The sequence below is a fragment of the Hungatella sp. L36 genome, assembly GCF_014288035.1.
On record NZ_JACOPC010000008.1, the window covers coordinates 215,089 to 232,169 of the forward strand.

General features: G+C 47.6%; 13 protein-coding genes. 4 read left to right on the forward strand and 9 right to left on the reverse strand.

The window, feature by feature from the left end; all coding sequences use genetic code 11:
• Positions 1-31: 31 nt before the first annotated feature.
• From H8S80_RS19505 to rbsK, 5 genes are all read right to left on the reverse strand, one after another.
• Positions 32-2,170 (reverse strand): ADP-ribosylglycohydrolase family protein, encoded by a 2,139-nt coding sequence (locus H8S80_RS19505; protein WP_117621490.1) that lies wholly within the window; start codon positions 2,168-2,170, stop codon positions 32-34.
• Between the two features lie 16 nt (positions 2,171-2,186).
• Positions 2,187-3,023: a carbohydrate ABC transporter permease gene (locus tag H8S80_RS19510; protein WP_117621491.1), complete on the reverse strand. Its 837-nt coding sequence runs from the start codon at positions 3,021-3,023 to the stop codon at positions 2,187-2,189.
• Entirely contained in the window at positions 3,016-3,897 is an 882-nt protein-coding gene (locus H8S80_RS19515; RefSeq protein WP_117621492.1) for a carbohydrate ABC transporter permease, read from the reverse strand. The genes H8S80_RS19510 and H8S80_RS19515 overlap by 8 nt, the downstream gene beginning before the upstream one ends.
• Before the next feature lie 121 nt (positions 3,898-4,018).
• Entirely contained in the window at positions 4,019-5,413 is a 1,395-nt protein-coding gene (locus H8S80_RS19520) for an ABC transporter substrate-binding protein (protein ID WP_147338537.1), read from the reverse strand.
• Positions 5,414-5,445: 32 nt separating this feature from the next.
• Positions 5,446-6,354: a ribokinase gene (rbsK, locus tag H8S80_RS19525; RefSeq protein WP_320959263.1), complete on the reverse strand. Its 909-nt coding sequence runs from the start codon at positions 6,352-6,354 to the stop codon at positions 5,446-5,448.
• A gap of 228 nt (positions 6,355-6,582) precedes the next feature.
• On the opposite strand from rbsK, the gene H8S80_RS19530 reads away from it, so the two are divergent.
• On the forward strand, positions 6,583-8,475 hold the full coding sequence (locus H8S80_RS19530; RefSeq protein ID WP_117621495.1) for a PfkB family carbohydrate kinase: 1,893 nt from the start codon (positions 6,583-6,585) through the stop codon (positions 8,473-8,475).
• A gap of 88 nt (positions 8,476-8,563) precedes the next feature.
• On the opposite strand, the gene H8S80_RS19535 is transcribed toward H8S80_RS19530, so the two are convergent.
• A complete protein-coding gene (locus tag H8S80_RS19535) occupies positions 8,564-10,018 on the reverse strand; it encodes a M81 family metallopeptidase (protein WP_117621496.1) in 1,455 nt (484 codons plus the stop codon).
• A gap of 71 nt (positions 10,019-10,089) precedes the next feature.
• On the opposite strand from H8S80_RS19535, the gene H8S80_RS19540 reads away from it, so the two are divergent.
• Positions 10,090-11,364: a PucR family transcriptional regulator gene (locus H8S80_RS19540; protein WP_117621497.1), complete on the forward strand. Its 1,275-nt coding sequence runs from the start codon at positions 10,090-10,092 to the stop codon at positions 11,362-11,364.
• Between the two features lie 4 nt (positions 11,365-11,368).
• Here the strand turns inward: H8S80_RS19540 and H8S80_RS19545 are convergent, their stop codons facing one another.
• From H8S80_RS19545 to H8S80_RS19555, 3 genes are all read right to left on the reverse strand, one after another.
• Positions 11,369-12,193: a carbohydrate ABC transporter permease gene (locus H8S80_RS19545; protein WP_002601229.1), complete on the reverse strand. Its 825-nt coding sequence runs from the start codon at positions 12,191-12,193 to the stop codon at positions 11,369-11,371.
• Between the two features lie 2 nt (positions 12,194-12,195).
• Positions 12,196-13,119 (reverse strand): carbohydrate ABC transporter permease, encoded by a 924-nt coding sequence (locus tag H8S80_RS19550; RefSeq protein WP_002601230.1) that lies wholly within the window; start codon positions 13,117-13,119, stop codon positions 12,196-12,198.
• A 71-nt stretch (positions 13,120-13,190) separates the two neighbouring features.
• Positions 13,191-14,561 (reverse strand): ABC transporter substrate-binding protein, encoded by a 1,371-nt coding sequence (locus tag H8S80_RS19555; protein ID WP_181987906.1) that lies wholly within the window; start codon positions 14,559-14,561, stop codon positions 13,191-13,193.
• A 278-nt stretch (positions 14,562-14,839) separates the two neighbouring features.
• Here H8S80_RS19555 and H8S80_RS19560 point away from each other — a divergent pair, with 278 nt between their 5' ends.
• Together H8S80_RS19560 and H8S80_RS19565 are read left to right on the forward strand one after the other, a co-directional pair.
• On the forward strand, positions 14,840-15,784 hold the full coding sequence (locus H8S80_RS19560) for a DUF1177 domain-containing protein (protein ID WP_117621499.1): 945 nt from the start codon (positions 14,840-14,842) through the stop codon (positions 15,782-15,784).
• A gap of 13 nt (positions 15,785-15,797) precedes the next feature.
• On the forward strand, positions 15,798-16,943 hold the full coding sequence (locus H8S80_RS19565) for a GNAT family N-acetyltransferase (RefSeq protein ID WP_117621500.1): 1,146 nt from the start codon (positions 15,798-15,800) through the stop codon (positions 16,941-16,943).
• The last annotated feature ends 138 nt before the right edge of the window (positions 16,944-17,081 follow it).

Genomic DNA, 17,081 nt, shown 5'->3' on the forward strand with positions numbered 1-17,081 from the left:
AAAACCGTCCTTTCCGTCAATAAATGCCTCCCTATTTCACTCGAATTCCACTGCAGCTCATATGACTTCCTTCCAATACAGCCAGGCCGATCCCGCCGTGTAAATATGCTTCCCCATCGTCTGCCCAGGTGATTGTCTCTCCATCGATCCCGGCAGTAATCACATTCCCAGCAACATTAACGGTAATCTTATACTCTTTGCCGTACTCCCAGTCAAACAGCATAGATGCCATCGCCTTATATCCATTTAAATTTTTAAACACGGTTAATCTGCCTGCCGCATCGAATCCTACACCGTACGATCTCATTGCCCCCTGGCTTCTGACAATCACCATATGATGAGTCCCAGTCATCGGTGTTATGGTAAATTCGGCCGTATAATCAGTCCAATCATACCTTCCAGTACTGATCTCGCCAAAATCACCGCATGCAATGTGGACTTGTCCATTTGCGAGATACGTATTGCCTTTCAGTTTTGTAAACTGGCTGATCTCTCTGTGCACCGTGCCAGGCCAGTATTCTTCTTCCTCCTTTGCGAAATCCACCCTGTAATCCGCTGCGCCGTCAGCATAGAGATCATCAACAAATCCAACAAAATCAAAATATTCCATATGCTTACCTTCAATATGAAAGCACATGCCCATCTCGCCAATTAATGCATCCATATTTCCCGGAATCTCAAACGTCAGTTCTTTCCACTGTCCTTTTACCAGTTCTTTAATCTCTCCCTCATATACTTTTCCTGTATGAATGTCTCTCACATACAGGCCCGCTCTCGCTTTGGGCCCGTATTCCGGAATGCATACACTTCCATGAAGAATCTGGCCTGGATAAACAAGCGGTGAGAAGCAGGGATCATAGCGGCTGTCCGAAAAGTCTTCCGGCCTGTAATAAGTCTGCTTATAAACGTAGACGTTTTCTCCAGGTTCCATAGTTCTGGCCAGGAACTTCAAGGAACGTTCCCCTGTATATGCCGTCTCATTCGTATTCATAATAGAAAGTTCTCTGTTTTCAGAGGCCTTTCTGTCGTTCGTTTCGATTCTCAGTCTCATTGCATGGGTGGAACCAGGATACTCAAAGTGGCAGCTGTCAATCCTCGATTTCGTGATTGTCTTCCACAGTTCTGGAAGCTCTGTACCCTCCAGTTCACTGGCCAGCTTCACAATGTAGGACGCCCCATAAGGGATATCCATAATATTTAACGAGCCCACTACACTGGAGCAAATGAGCAGATCATTGATCGGTTTTCTCCATTTATCATAAGAAATGCCTTCCAGCCCACAGATTACTCCCATAATCGTCGCTACATTTCCCACGTTGCAGTCTGTATCCCAACCGCAAAGATTGCAGATCTCCAGCGTACGGTCAAATTCACCATTTCCATACAGGAGAGCCAGAATCATCACCGCAACATTGGGAATAATATGACAGTTTCCAGGATATTTGTCATAACCATAATTATCATGTATAAAATGATAGCACGCTCTCCAGTCATCCGGATGGCCCGCATGATACTCCATTACAATTCGTACCACGTTTGCATACTCGCAATTCTCCGGAATATAGCTCAAACCTTTTTCTATAATTTTAACAATATCTTTTTCGTCGAACGCACAGCTAATACAGGCAGCTACAAAGATACCGCCATACACGCCGTTACCACCATGGGTTACGCTGGCAGCTTCCCTTGCCATCACAGCGGCTTTATCTGGATTTCCCGGATTTACAAGGCCCCATGTATCAATAAAAATCTGACCGCCAATCTGTTCCGCCATCGTGCTTCCATTCTGTTCGATACTCCCGCTTCTCGGCGCAGAAATGCCATTTCTCAAGTTTAAATAAGCAGTATGCTCCGTTGATATACCAAATCCGCCCCACCAGAAAAATCCATGTTCAAAAGGGGCATAATTCAGCAGAGCTTCCGCCACATCCTGAGATTTCACATGATATCCTTTTTTGCTGTCTTCCACTGAGCGCAGGAAGAACAAAGGACCATTGCTGTCGTCATCTGCTGCAAAATTAATATAATCCGCCGGATAATGTTCCAGCCTCTCGCCAAAGATATTTTTAATTTTATCATAAGTCCAGCCTTCAACAGGCGCTCCGAACCGGATGCCGATTATCTTTGCCAGCCATCCCGCGTATATCTTTTCTATATATTCCGTCTTCATATAGTTTCCCTTTCTGCTACCCTTTCACACTTCCGCTCGTCATACCTTCAATAAATTTACGGCTGAACAGCAGATACAGTATAATAACAGGTGCAATCGTGATAACACTAGCCGTATAAATCTTGGCCATATCGCTGCCATACTCACCAGTAAATTTGACAAACCGGGTAGCAACCGGTTTGATAATCTCTGTAGTAACAAACGTATTTGACCAGAGGTACTCGTTCCACACATTCACAAATACAAGAATAGCCACAGTTAAAAACATCGGTTTTGCAATAGGCAGTGTAATTTTCATAAAGCTGTCCAGTTCATTGCAACCATCGATCTTCGCTGCCTCCTCCAATTCTCTGGGAATTCCCGCCAGAAACGTCTTTAAAAGCAACATATTAAACGGTATCTGCATTGCAATGTATACCAGCATCAGCCCTACTCTGGTATCGATCAGATGAAGTTTGTTAAAGATAAAGTAATCTGGTACGATATAGAGGAATCCAGGCAGAGAGATTGCCACGAAGAAATAAGCATTAAAAAATCCTCTTCCCTTGTATTCCAGCTTGCTGATAGAATAAGCCCCCAAACCGGCCACTGCCAAAACCACGACAATTACCACTGCCGCTATCAGCAGGCTGTTAATATATGCCTGTCCGTAACCGCCGATCTGCCATGTCTCAGGATAGTTGTTAAATACCCACTGTTTCGGCAGCCCTAATGGCATCGTCTTTACCTCCCGATCCGATCGGAAGGAGTTTATGAATACCTGAAGCAGTGGCACAAGAGCAAACAGCAGCATCCCAAATAAAAATACATATTTAACGATATACCAGATACTGATTTTCTTTTTCTTATCCATTCTCAATCCCTCCCTTCTCGCTGATCACCTTCTGCACAAAATACAGTATGATACAGATACCGCACTGAATTACGCAGAGTGCATTGGCATAACCCGCCCGATACTTTGTAAATGCATTCTTATAAATATACGTCGACATAATCTCTGTCGCATTGGCCGGACCGCCGTTCGTCATAATGTAAACGTAATCGAATGTCAGGAAGGACCACATGATCGTCATAATGAGAACAAAAGCAATTGTAGGTCTGATTCCCGGGATAGACACGTGCAAAAGCTCCTGAAACCGGTTTGCTCCATCCACTCTGGCAGCTTCATAAAGTTCGGAATCAACCTGCTGTAGTGCTCCCAAAAATAACACCATGATAAATCCCCACCAATGCCAGTTATCAACAAACGCAACCGAATACAGGGCGATCTTGGGATTTCCAAGCCAAAGTGTTTTCGCCAGGCCATCCCAGCCAAGTTTTGCAAATACCTGATTAAACCCATAATACGGGTTCATATAGGCAGTCCAGATTTTACCTGCAACCGCCGCCGATATGACATAAGGGATAAAAAATGTTGTACGAAAAATCATCTGCCCCCGGTTTAATTGGCTTACAATAATTGCTACAACAAACCCAAGAATGAGCGGTACTGTAATAAATACCAGCAGCCATTCAATGTTATGTAAGATTGCCTGTTTCACCATAGGATCCGCTGCAATCTCTTTAAAATTATCCAGGCCTATGAATTTAGCAGCGCCCAAACCGTTCCATTCATACAGTGACATAACCAGTGTGCTTAACGACGGCAGGGTAACAAGCGCAAGATGGATTGCAAAGGCCGGAAGTATAAAAAGATATGGTGTCAAATGTATTTTCTTGTTTTTCACGTATTCACCTTCCTGATAAAACACGGATGAGTGTGCGTTTCATGGGAATCCCCTTAATATTGAAACATCACTCATCCGTGTCCGATTTATTTATGATTCAGCTTTCTGCAAGTTTTTTTAATTATTCAGGAAGCACCGGAGCTGTACCACTTGCCAGCGCAGCATCGAGATATTCCTGAGATTTATTCATAAAATCGTCCACGCTGAGTACCCCTAAGAACATAGAATCCACATTTTCATTCATATAGACTCTCATGTCAGACGGATAGAATGTCCAAGAGCAGAAACCAATCTGGTTGTTCGTTTGTGCATCCATAAGCAGCTGGTACTGGTCAAACATCTTCGGGTCCATACCCTCAAGTTTGGATATGTCGAAATCCTTTAAAGGATATGGCTGATACCCTGCTTCATTAATCGATGCATAGTGACGGTCCATACTTGTAAATAAGTAATTTAATACTTCCGCTGCCAGATCCGGATTTTTAGAGTTAGCATTAATGGAATACCCACCGCCTGTCGCAAACGGAAGTATGCTTCCGATCTCCGGATCTTTCGGCATCATCTCAGAATCCCAGTTACAGTCTGGATATGTCGTATTCAGCTGGTTTGAAGCCCATGTTCCATTTATCATCATTGCGGCTCTGCCTTCTGCAAAGAAAGCCATCATGTCTTCGTTCGTAATAGACTGAGAAGCGTTGTCTCCGAGCCAGCCTTCTGTCCACCAGTCAACCATGGTCTGAATTGATGCAGTCAGCTTCGGGTCTGTGAATTTGCCTTCTCCTGTCAAGGCCTTACGAAGAACATCCGGTCCAGCGTAACAGCTGGTAAATGTTGAATACAGCCAGTCAACTGCGCCCTGATAATTGGAGTTTCCAAATGACAGTGGTATAATCCCTTTGTCCTTAATTTCCTTCATCAGGGTGATCAGCTCATCTTTTGTTTCCGGCTTTTTCCAGCCATTCTCTTCCATGACGTCCATATTGTAATAAATCACCATGCCCTCAAAGCTTGTCGGCAGTGAAAACAGTTTTTCATTATAGAAACAGCTGTCATAGGCCCAGCCATAAAACATATCCTGCCAGCCATATTTTGCCGCATAATCATCAAGCGCCAGAACACGTTCCGCTTTCGCGAATTCAGCGACATCGGTTGGGCCATCCAGGTCCAGAATATCAGGGCCGCCACCGCCGGCAACCTCCACCTGCAGACTTTGACGGTCATTATACATCTTGATCTCAATATCCACATCCGGAAATGCTTCCTGCAGTGGACCATCTATATATTTCTCTCTTACCGCCACCTGCGCCGCATCAGCCAAATACGTGGAAATAACCAGTTTTTCTCTTTTTCCCTCACCCTTTGCTGCCTCAGTTTTCTCTGCTGTTGTTGATTCTCCTGCCGCCTGTTTTTCTGTTGTCGCCGTCTCAGACGCTTTTGGGCCCGAGCAGGCGGTCAGTGACAGCAGGCTCCACGCCGTCAAAGTTAATGCCAGTATCCTCTTTGTTTTCTTCATCATCTTCTTCTCCCTTCTCTTTCTTAAAATATATTTCACATAATCACCGCCACTTCTTCTCGTATTGGAAGTGATTCCTGCGCCCCTTTCCGGGTTACTGCAATTGAAGAAGCTATATTGGCAAATAGTATTGCCTCTGCCTCGCTCTGCCCCTCCGCCAGTGCTGCAACCATAGCTCCATTAAAGCAGTCTCCTGCAGCCGTCGTGTCCACTGACACCACTTTTCTTGCCGGATAAAATGTCTCGCCATACCGGTTAACCAGCAAAGCTCCTCTGTCTCCCAGAGTTGCAATTACATTGCTCACTCCGCGGCTAAGCAGTTTTTCAGCCCCCTCCCTGATATCGTCTTTACTTTTACCATTCAATGCGATAATTTCCGTCTCATTGGGGGTAAGGTAATCCACCAGCGAAAGAATTTCTTCTGGTATTTCGTCCGGTGCCGGCGCTGGATTTAAGATCACCATCTTCCCCAGCTCTTTTGCCCGTTTCACCGAATACCAGACCGCTTCATAAGGAATTTCCATCTGAAGTACCACATAATCGCACCAATGAAATTGTTCATCCTGCTCTTTTAAATACTCAATATCACAAGCCATATTTGCGCCCGGAATTACAACAATACTATTGTCACCGTTATCATCTACATAAATTACCGCAGTTCCTGTCGGCAGATCCCGGCTTTCTTTTATGTAATCAGTCTCTACACCGGACTCTGACAGGCTCTTTACCAGCTTTTGTCCGAATTCATCCTGTCCAACACACCCCAGCATCCGGACTCTCCCTCCCAGCTTTCCAGCTGCGCACGCCTGATTGGCCCCCTTTCCTCCAGCTTTATAAGCGATTCCTCTTCCCAAAATCGTTTCGCCGGTCACAGGCATCTTAGCCAGGTCAATGGACAGGTCCATGTTCAGGCTTCCAATTACCAATATGCCCTTCTTCATCATTACCTCCGTTTGATATTATGTATAGGAAAATGTTTTCTTAAATAATTTTCATAGTTATATATTATCATATTTTTTCCACTTGTCAATATGTTTTAGCATTAATATCAACAAAAATGTTTTTAGAAATTGTTTTTTTATATATTATCTACAATATGTTTTTTTATTTCAATTGACAAAGATTCCCATCTATACCATAATAGACTTAACATATATATAGGGAGAATCCATATGACCATTAAAGAGATCGCTCAACTTGCAGGCGTTTCCATCTCTACCGTATCAAAAATTGTTAACGGCAAAGATGCCAACATTAATACAGAAACAAGAAACCGTGTACTTAAAATAGTAAAGGAATACAATTACACCCCCTATGGCACTGTAAAGAATACTTCAGATGCCAGAACTTTTATCCTGGGAGTGCTTTTAAAATCCGCAGTTAAAACAAACCGTTTTATAAACGGGGCCGTATCCACCGCCCAGAATAATGGTTACAGTGTATTGCTCTACGACAGCAAAGACAGCCCTGAAAGTGAATTAAAAAATATAACTTCACTTTGCAAGAATAATGTTGATGGCGTAATCTGGGAACCGGTATGCAATAAAAGCCTGGAATACGAACGTTACTTTGCAGAGAACAATATTGAGGTCTGCCGCATCAGCGCTCCGGCCGAGCCTTCCTCTTTTTTTATTGATTTTTCTGCCATGGGCTATGCGGCTACAGAATTTTTGCTGCAATACGGGCATACAAAAATAGCCTGTCTGACCAAACACAGCAGTATGCGATCCGCTATGGTTTTTGAGGGATTCAAGAAATGCCTTTTTGACCATAGCATTCCATATAGTGACTCAATGAGACTTTCTGTCGAAACGGATGACTGGTGCGACGGTATTCTGTCACACACTCCCACAGGCATTGTCAGTACTCATTATGCCTCCTCCCTGATTCTGATGGATCATTTATCGAGGCGCCAATTTCATGTACCACAGGATCTATCCCTTGTCAGTCTGCGTGACGATGCAAGGGAAAATATAGCATTCCCCTGCATTTCCAGCATCAAGATTCCATACTACGAATTTGGAGCATTTGTCTGTAAACGTCTGATTGAAAAATGTGAAAAAAAAGGAGGGGGATCCGATAGTTTCCAGGCCGAATATGTTTTAGAGAATACAAAAAGCCTGGACCTTCCTTTTTCATCTCATGCCCGAAAGATTATCGTGGTTGGCAGTATCAATATCGATATTACGCTGAATGTGGATGAACTGCCCCAGCCGGGGCGCACCGTAGGTACCAGTAAACACTCGGTCATCCCCGGTGGTAAGGGTGCCAATCAGGCGGTTGGTGTCGCAAGGCTTGGCAGTGAAGCAGTACTGATCGGGAAGGTGGGAAGTGACTACGATTCGATCCTCGTCTACACCTGTATGGAAGAAAACCACGTAGATATTCAGGGCTTAAAGCGGGTTCCCAATGAGGAGACAGGAAAAGCCTATATTCATGTACAAAACGACGGCGAAAGTATGATTACGCTTTTATCTGGCGCCAATAAAAAACTGTGTCCCGATGATATCACTCCATATGAGAAAGTATTTGAGACAGCCGGATATTGTCTGCTTCAGACAGAAGTTCCGGAAGAGGCTGTGGAGGCAGCTGCCAGGATATCAAAAAAATACGGCGTACTCAACATCCTGAAACCGGCTGCAATGAACCGGATCAGTCCCTCACTCATGGCGTTGATTGATATCTTTGTACCCAACCGAAAAGAAGCCGAGCTTCTTTGTCCCGAAATTTCTGATATAGAGGAGAAAGCAGAGGAATTTATCCGGAGAGGAGCAAAAACGGTTATCATTACACTGGGACATTCCGGGTGCTTTGTCAAAAGCCGCGATTTTACCGGCTATATTCCGGCAGCTCCCTTTACCCCTGTGGATACCACCGGTGCGGCAGATGCCTTTATTGCAGCTCTGGCTGTCTATCTCTCTGCAGGCCACTCCATAGAAAAGGCCGCAAAAATAGCGACCTATGCCGCCGGGTTCTGTGTACTGAGGCAGGGAGTCATCCCTTCACTAATTGATAAAAATTCATTGGAGACTTATATAAAGCGAGTAGAATCAGACATTCTATAGGATATTTATTCCGAAAAACACAAAACAGGAACGGACAGGGGGCATATCAATATTTACCGCCTGTCCGTTCCTGTTATATTTTCTCCGGTCAATCGTCTATTACTTCATACGTCTCCGCAATCCGCCTCTCATCCCCCACGATATCAAGCGGTTCCATCGGCCTGCGCACATTCCTATACGCCGCCATAGTAAGATCCTGGGCGCAGTTTCCCGGTGTCAGAGCCATGATATACTCTTTCAGCACCTCATAGAATTCCGGCGTCAAATACCCCTGTTTTACCACGGTAATCCGGTAATCATATGCGCTCAGTCCGTACGAATTCAGCACGGCCTCCGAGGTGATCGGTCCGCGTTCGGCCAGGATCAGCACGGTCACCGCATCTGTTTTCACGACTGCAGCCGTTGCTTTTCCGCCCTGCCGGAATACCTCCACCAGCTCGGCGTCCGTAAGCACCGTTCTCACGCTTCCCGCCGGATCGATCGTGCCGCCCAGGCTTATATCAAACCGGTCCCCCTTCTCCTTTGCGGCGCAGAACGCCACAGCGGGGCCGTCGATAAAATGGGCGACGAGAACACCTTTAATCCCCTGTTTCAGGATCATATCCAGCATATACGCGTTATCCCCCGCCGCACCAGCCGTCACATTATCCGCCGAATCCGAGAGAAAGGCCGGATAATGGCCGCACCGGTCCAGCGTGAGAAGCGCCTTAAGCGGCTCCATGGCCGTCCCCTGGAACTTGAATTCCGCCCTCCGCTCCCAGATTCTTCTGCCCAGTTCCACAGCGGCCTTCACTCCCGGGCGCTTATCCCCCACTCCCGAGATCACGATGGAGGAGCCGCCCTGCGCGCAGTCCACCCATGGCATTCCGGCGAAATACGAGGAACACCAGACACCCGGAACGCGCTCTAAATCCGCCACCATGGAGATCACTTCTTTTCCGAATCCGGATTCCGTCATCATGTTTTCTCCCGGCATCATAAAGGGCAGACGGACTAACTCCGTCCAGGGCTCTTTTCCTTCCTCGATTGCCTTTATCAGAAGCTTTGCGGCCCGTATGCTGGTCTCCGCAATGTCGATGTGAGGCGCGGTACGGTATCCGTAGATGATATTCGACAGCCTTGCGAGAGTATAGGTATTATTGGCATGAAGGTCCAGCGCCAGGGCGATCGGAACCCTGGGGCCCACCCGTTCCCGCAGCATGCTGATCAGAAACGCGTCCCCGCTCCCGATAAACTCCACCTCCAGCGCCCCATGGGACGGGAAAAGGATGCCGCTCAGCGAACCATCCAGCGGAAGCCGCTCCAGGATCTCCCCCACCATCCTGCGATAGTCCTCCAGCTTTAAAATCCCCCCCGGCCAGGCACTGGCACAGAGCCCGGGAATCACCTCATAACCGGCGTCCTCCAGTTCTTTGACGCCAGGCGTCTGAGACGTCAGTTCCTCCCCCTTCAAATACGTCAAAAAATCTTTTTGCTCTGACATGAGCGGAGAAAAGGAGTTGCTCTCCTGATAAATACCTGCCACGAATATTTTCTTTTTCATCTTACTATTATTCCTTTGCAATTTGTTTCATTTCGTTTATAATTAAATATACTTTTACAGGGAGGGAAATCATGGGAAACGATAAAACTTACAACAAACCTGTCTATAACGAACTGATCCGGGTTTCCAACTTATATTATTCCAACTGCAGCCTGTCTGACCTTCTGGACTATCTCGCAGGTGTCTCGGGATTTACGTTCATTCTGACCGACGCCGGCTTTCATCCGACAGCCGCCAGACTGGCCTTTTCGAGTCACAGGAACACCTTCGCCGCGTCTGATCACGCGTTCGGAGAGATTCCTCCCCTGCAGATTTCCCTGCTGTCCCCTGCCTGTGAGCCGGAATCCGATACCGCCGAATTTTCCGTTTCCGGAGAAACGGTTGTATGTAAGGCACTTCCGCTTCCCAACTACAGCTATTACCTCTGCATCGATAAAAAGATCGAACTGACTGACAGCCGCTTTCTGGCCATTGTGGAGAACGCGCTTCCTTTTCTTGCCCTGACCTTGGACAAGGAAACCGCATTTACCGCTGCCGGTTTTTCCAATAATTTTTATGCGCCGTTTCTCCAGGTTCTCCACAGCAGCAGCTCCAAGACTCCGGATGAAATCAGGAACATCTGTAATATTTACAATTTCAATCCGGACTTAAAACGGGTCTGCATGACGCTGCAGCTTCAGGATTCGGAGGATAACGAGGACGAGCTTCGTGAGCTCATCTCCAGACTCCGCAATTACCTCACTGCAGACAAGTACTTTCTGGTCTATAACCACAATTTCGCCAGCGTCTTTCTCCTCTATCCGTACAAGGACCAGGATCTGGATATCATCACAAAAAGCTATGTGCTGTCCAACAATCTGTACAAGGAGCTGGAATCCCGCTTTTCTCTGAGAATCGGGATCAGCAGCGCGCACTTCGGTGTGGAGACCATCGCCCTCTCCTTTGAAGAGAGCTTCAAATCCATCAAGGTTCAGAAGCAGCTGAACTTATCCAACAGCGCCTCCTCCTATTTTGAGCAGAGTATTTACCACATTCTCAACATCCCGGAGCTAAAGGACTTCCGGAAGCTGAGCCGTGATATTATCTCGCCTCTCATCGAGTACGACGCGAACAACGATACTAACTTTTTTGAGACGCTTCAGCAGTATTTTCACAATTCCTTTAACATCCAGAAGACTGCCAGGGCCCTGTATATTCACCGGAATACCCTGACCTACCGGCTCCAGCACATCAAGGAGCTGCTGAAATTCGATTTTGACTTTGAACACAACACAGATGCGCTCTTCACCCTGTATTTATGCATCTGTGTCTATCAGCTTGGATACCATAAGGATTTTACCTCGTAGACTTCTAGCCTTTCACGCCGGAGCTCATGCTTCCTTCCACGAAGTAGTTCTGTAAAAAGAAGAACAGGATTATCATAGGCAGGATCGCTATGGCGGAAGCCGCCATCAGGAGCGCCCAGTCCACTCCGTATGTATTGGTAAACTGGCTGAGTCCCAGGGAGATCGTCCATTTCGTGGATTTCGTCAAATAGATCAGCGGACCCATGAAATCGGTCCAGGACCAGACGAATGAGAAGAGCGCGACAGTGACGATAGCCGGTTTCTCCAGCGGCAGCGCGATCCTTGCGTAGACCCACAGTTCACTGGCGCCGTCGATTCTGGCCGCCTCCATGAACTCGTCCGGCAGATTCCGGTAAAACTGGCGCATCAGGAAGATAAAGTAGGCCGTACCCAGGAAATCCGGCAAAACCAGCGGAATATACGTATTGATCCAGCCCAGCTTCGAAAACAGGCTGTATAAAGGAATCATGGTGACGGTGAAGGGAAGCATCATGGTGGCAACCACGAGCATGAACACCTTATCCCGTCCGGGCCATTTTAATTTTCCAAAGGCATAGCCGATCATGGGGGCCGACAGAACATTTCCCAGAACCGCCAGAGAAGTGGTTTTCATCGTATTCAGGATATATTTCAGATACGGAATCGCCTCGAAGGCCTCCCTGTAATTGCTGAATTTTGCCGGCTTCGGAATCCATTTGGGCGGATACGAGAAAATCTGGTCGGAACTTTTCAAGGAAGTGCTGATCAGCCAGATAAATGGCACCAGGAAAAATAAGCCCGCCAGACAGAGAGGAATATACTTCAGCGCCGATTTGATACGTCTTTTCATTCTCATTCACCTCCGTAATAGACCCATTTTTTCGATCCCTTGAACAGGAAAAAGGTAATGATGATCATTACCACCAGCATAATGGTCGCCAGCGCGCTGGAATATCCGAATTTCAAATACTTAAAGCCTTCGTTGTAAATGTCCACCGCATAGAATAAAAGCGAATTTTTCACACCGCCCAGCGTACCGTTTCCCTTGGGAGCCGAGGCCGCCACGATATAGGACTGTGTAAAGGTATTAAAGCCCATGATAATGCCGTTTACGACCTGGAAGAAGGTCACATTTGAGAGCATCGGCCACGTTATGTAGCGGAACTTCGAGATCGGGCCGCCGCCGTCTAAGTCGATGGCCTCGTAATAATCTCTGGGAATATCACCGATGCCTGCAAGATACACGATAATGGTATTTCCAATTCCCCACAGAGTCATCAGGATGATGGCCGGTTTGGACCACTCCGCCGAAGACAGCCACAGCGGCTGCGGCAGATGAAAGAACTTCAGGACCGCATTTACCAGACCGTACTGAGGGTTGAGCATCCACATCCAGACAAGGGAGCTGGCCACCGGCGGCACGAGAGTCGGAAGATAAAAAAGGGTGCGGAAGATTCCTCGCCCTTTTACGTTCATATTAAGTAAAACCGCCGAAAATACCGACAGCGCGATCTGCAGGGTCACTCCAATCACCACAAAATAGAGGGAGTTATAGACCGCCTTGTAAAATAAATCGTCATGGAATATTTTCTTATAATTTAACAGGCCGACAAACTTCGGAGCCTTCATCAGGTTGTATTCCGTGAAACTGTAATAGACCGTTGAGACGATCGGATAAATATGGAACAGGATCAACCCAATCACCCATGGCAGCAAAAATACCATGGCCAGACGGATCTGAGGTGCCTGCGAATTATATTTTTTCTTTTTCTTCATCTGTTTTTCACCTCTGATAGAAAACAGGGCCGCTTTTCCACGGACAGCAGCCCTGTACTTCTTATTAAAATTTATCTGGCATTTTTCCATTCATCTGCAAGCGGCTGCAGCTGTTCATACATACTTTCCACCGCTTCTTCCACAGTCTTGTCGCCGGAATAGACAGCCTGCTCCTCAAGCCCCTGAATGTCGGAGTATTCCGCGCTGAAAGGTACCGCCGGGAAGGCCTTCGCTTTGCCTTCCAGCACACTCTCTATAAACGGTTCCAGCTGAGGCGCCTGTTTTACAAGGTCTTCTGATTCCAAAGCAGAGTACGCAGTCGGAAGGTTTCCAATCAGGGAACAGAATTTAACATAAGCGTCACCGGAGGTAAGATAACGGATTACCTGGAAGGCCGCATCAGAATTCTTGCTGGTAGACGGGATGGAAAGGAGACTTCCCTGCAGTCTTCCGCAGCCAGCGATCTCCGGCTTTGCCTCGGTAACAGGAACCTGCACCGCTCCCCATTCGAAATCATCCGGTGCGTATAAATTGATGAAATTCTCAAACCACTCACCCTCGATGGAGAATACGATCTTCCCCTGGAATAATGCGTTGTCATTGGAAGCGTAAGCACCGAAGCCGCTCTTGAACTTGGTCACTTCCGGAATTCCATATTCGGTATAGAACTGTGCCTTATAATTCAGTGCGTTCTTGAATTCGTCACTGGTACACGTCACCTGGTCATTATCAAAATCATAGAATTCCGCTCCGAACAGATACGGAATCTCAACTCTGTCGATCCACGGATAATCCGGAACGTATCCGAGCCGTGTGTACTCTCCATTTGCATCCTTTACCGTAACCTGCTTACACATCTCCGCCATCTCTTCCAGTGTCTTCGGCGGCTCCAGTCCCAGTTCATCGAGAACGCCCTTATTATAGAAAAGCATGTAGGAATCCATGGTATACGGCAGGCCGTACTGTTCTCCGCCATACGTGCCGAGGGCGTACACGGAAGGGTAAATGTCATCGACCTTCACATTTTCCGAGTTAATATAGCTGTCCAGCGTGCTTAAGAGACCGGCCTGCGCCCACTTGCTGCACGTAGTATCTGAAGTATGTACAATATCCGGGCCGTCGCCGCTGGGAATAGCAGTCAGCATCTTCTCCTCGGTCTGAGACGCCAGCACCTCAACCTGGATCTCATCCTGGCTGGCGTTGAAATCATCAATTACCGTCTGAAATGCCTCGGCCTCGCTGCCGCTCCACATATGCCACATGCTGACCACCGTCGCGGAACCGGAATCTTTCTTTTTCTCACCGCTGTCTGAAACCGTAGTCTCGCCGCTGACCGCCGCCTGGCTGTTATCCGTCTTTTCCCCCGACGAACTGCAGCCTGCCAGAGACGCAGCCACCATGGCCGCCATTGTAAGAGTTGCCAAACATTTCTTCCTTCTCATAATCATTCCTCCTTGGTTTTTAAAAAATAGCGGACCGTCCCCAATCCAACGGTCCGCCTCTTTGCCGACGTTTCACTGAGATCAAGTATATCGGATTTTTTATTTTATGGCTTCGTTACCATGCACATGGTTTTTTTTATATTTAATGCGTTTTGCACAATTAACGCTCTATATTTTAAATTTTCTTCAATTAACAGTCAAAACCTGGGAGAGCCTTCTTGATTTTCAATTTTCACTATACTATAATGACTCAACATGAAATAAAGGAGGCTTTCCTAATGGTAATGAAACAACTTCTCGAAGTTTTCGATATTCTTGACGACAGCGCGGCAAGCGGTGCGCGCATGAAAGATTATCTTCTCTCCGTCAATCCGGCTGCAAACGTTGAGGTATTTCCTCTCACCGGACCGAAAGGCAGCACGGATGTAATCCGTGTTCTGATTCCGGGAAAGAACGGTAAATCATCCGGCAGAACCGCGCCCACGCTGGGTGTCATCGGCAGGCTCGGCGGCCTGGGAGCACGGCCGGTCATGACTGGATTTGTCTCTGACGGGGATGGCGCATGCACAGTTCTTACCGTCGCCGCCAAGCTGCTGGATATGCAGAAAAAAGGGGATATCCTGGAAGGCGACGTCATTATCGCCACCCATATCTGCCCTGACGCCCCAACGGAACCGCATGATCCCGTCCCATTTATGGGTTCTCCCGTGCAAATGCATCAAAACAATGAGACGGAAGTGCTGTCCGCCATGGATGCCATCCTGTCGGTCGATACGACAAAAGGGAACCGGATCATCAATCACAGAGGATTTGCCATCTCCAACACCGTAAAATCCGGCTACATCTTAAGTGTCTCCGACGATCTTCTGGACATCATGCAGACTACCACCGGACAGCTTCCCCGCGTATTTCCTCTGGCGACTCAGGATATCACGCCTTACGGCAACGATTTATACCATATCAACAGCATCCTTCAGCCGGCCACGGCCACGGACGCGCCCGTAGTCGGAGTCGCCATCACGACGGAGACCATGGTAGCCGGATGCGCCACCGGGGCCACCCATCCGGCCGATTTGGAGGAGACGGCCCGCTTCGTCATCGAGGCGGCCAAGTATTATGGCAGCGGCAAATGCAGCTTTTACCGCGAAGACCAGTTCCGCCATCTCACTGAATTATACGGGGATATGAGACACTTACAGACATTGGGAGACACTTCCCGCTAGGAAAGGACCGCCTATGACAGAATACCGAAAAGCCCTCTGCGGAGAATTACCGCAGATCATTGAATTTATCGACATGGTTTTCAGCCTTTCCGGCACCCCCCATGATTTTGCCTCCCTGGTCCCTAAATTATATGGAAACGGAAAAAATACCGAGTCATGCCATTTTCTGGCCCTTGAGGAAGGGAAAATCAAGGCGGTCGTCTGCTCTCTGCCCGTAACACTCCATTTTGGCAGCCGTTCTCTTACATGCGCCGCCATAGGCAGCGTGGCGGTCCATCCGGACAGCCGCGGGAAAGGCTACATGAAGCGCCTGATGAACGATGCCATCCGGGATATGAAGGAAAACCACATGGCGCTCAGCTGCCTCACTGGCTTGAGACAGCGTTACCGCTATTTCGGTTATGAACCATGCGGCAGCGTCATGACTTATCGGTTCAGCCGTGATAATTTCCGTCACTGCAGACATGCCTTTTCTCATTACGATGTAAGCCTGCGTGAAGTGACCGGAGTCCAGGACCCTGTGTGGGAGGAAATCGCCCGCCTGCATAAAGCACTGCCATACCGCCCAGACCGTTCAGCCGCTGACTTTAAAGACATTTCAGGCAGCTGGTATGAAAAAACTTACGAGGTTCTTCACGGCGGCGCCTTCGTCGGTTACTTAACTGCGGGGAAAAATACGGTTTCTGAGCTGCTCCTGAAAGATGAATCCATGGTTTTCTCCTGCCTGGAGACGTATTTCCGGGAAATTTCCGATCCGGAACTTTTGCTGGAGGTTTATCCCCACGAGACTGGCCGCATGGAGACGTTGTCCGCCTGCTGTGAGAGATGGCAGATGAGGCAGGATGACAATTACCGGATACTCGACTTTGAGGCAGTGCTGTCATTCTTTCTCTCTCTGAAAGCAGCCTCGGAACCGCTCATGGACGGAAGCACCATCCTGTCGGTAGAAAACAACGGCAGTTACCTGCTGACTGTGACCGATGGAATTCCCTTCGTCTCCCGCACCAGCGAAATATCCTCCTTGCCGCTGTCCGAAACAGAGGCCATACGTTTTCTCTTTTCTCCTGATTATCAGGAAACCCGTGCCCTGGTGTGCAGAAACAGCCGGATCAACTGGTTTCCGCTCCCTCTGTCCTTGTGCTGTCTGGATAAATGCTAGCATATCCCTGGCATCAAACTATTTAAGTAAAATTTTCACTGTTTCTGTAGACCAGCGGAAATCACATAGATTTTTTCCCGCCTTCGCGCTATAATTCGGATATAATACCGATATTATACCTTCATCGGCAGGAAGGAG

Coding starts and splice junctions, on each gene's coding strand:
- H8S80_RS19505 (WP_117621490.1), bottom strand. CDS start 2,170: ATGAAGACGGAATATATAGAAAAGATATACGCGGGATGGCTGGCAAAG.
- H8S80_RS19510 (WP_117621491.1), bottom strand. CDS start 3,023: ATGGATAAGAAAAAGAAAATCAGTATCTGGTATATCGTTAAATATGTA.
- H8S80_RS19520 (WP_147338537.1), bottom strand. CDS start 5,413: ATGATGAAGAAAACAAAGAGGATACTGGCATTAACTTTGACGGCGTGG.
- rbsK (WP_320959263.1), bottom strand. CDS start 6,354: ATGATGAAGAAGGGCATATTGGTAATTGGAAGCCTGAACATGGACCTG.
- H8S80_RS19530 (WP_117621495.1), top strand. CDS start 6,583: ATGACCATTAAAGAGATCGCTCAACTTGCAGGCGTTTCCATCTCTACC.
- H8S80_RS19535 (WP_117621496.1), bottom strand. CDS start 10,018: ATGAAAAAGAAAATATTCGTGGCAGGTATTTATCAGGAGAGCAACTCC.
- H8S80_RS19540 (WP_117621497.1), top strand. CDS start 10,090: ATGGGAAACGATAAAACTTACAACAAACCTGTCTATAACGAACTGATC.
- H8S80_RS19545 (WP_002601229.1), bottom strand. CDS start 12,193: ATGAAAAGACGTATCAAATCGGCGCTGAAGTATATTCCTCTCTGTCTG.
- H8S80_RS19550 (WP_002601230.1), bottom strand. CDS start 13,119: ATGAAGAAAAAGAAAAAATATAATTCGCAGGCACCTCAGATCCGTCTG.
- H8S80_RS19555 (WP_181987906.1), bottom strand. CDS start 14,561: ATGAGAAGGAAGAAATGTTTGGCAACTCTTACAATGGCGGCCATGGTG.
- H8S80_RS19560 (WP_117621499.1), top strand. CDS start 14,840: ATGGTAATGAAACAACTTCTCGAAGTTTTCGATATTCTTGACGACAGC.
- H8S80_RS19565 (WP_117621500.1), top strand. CDS start 15,798: ATGACAGAATACCGAAAAGCCCTCTGCGGAGAATTACCGCAGATCATT.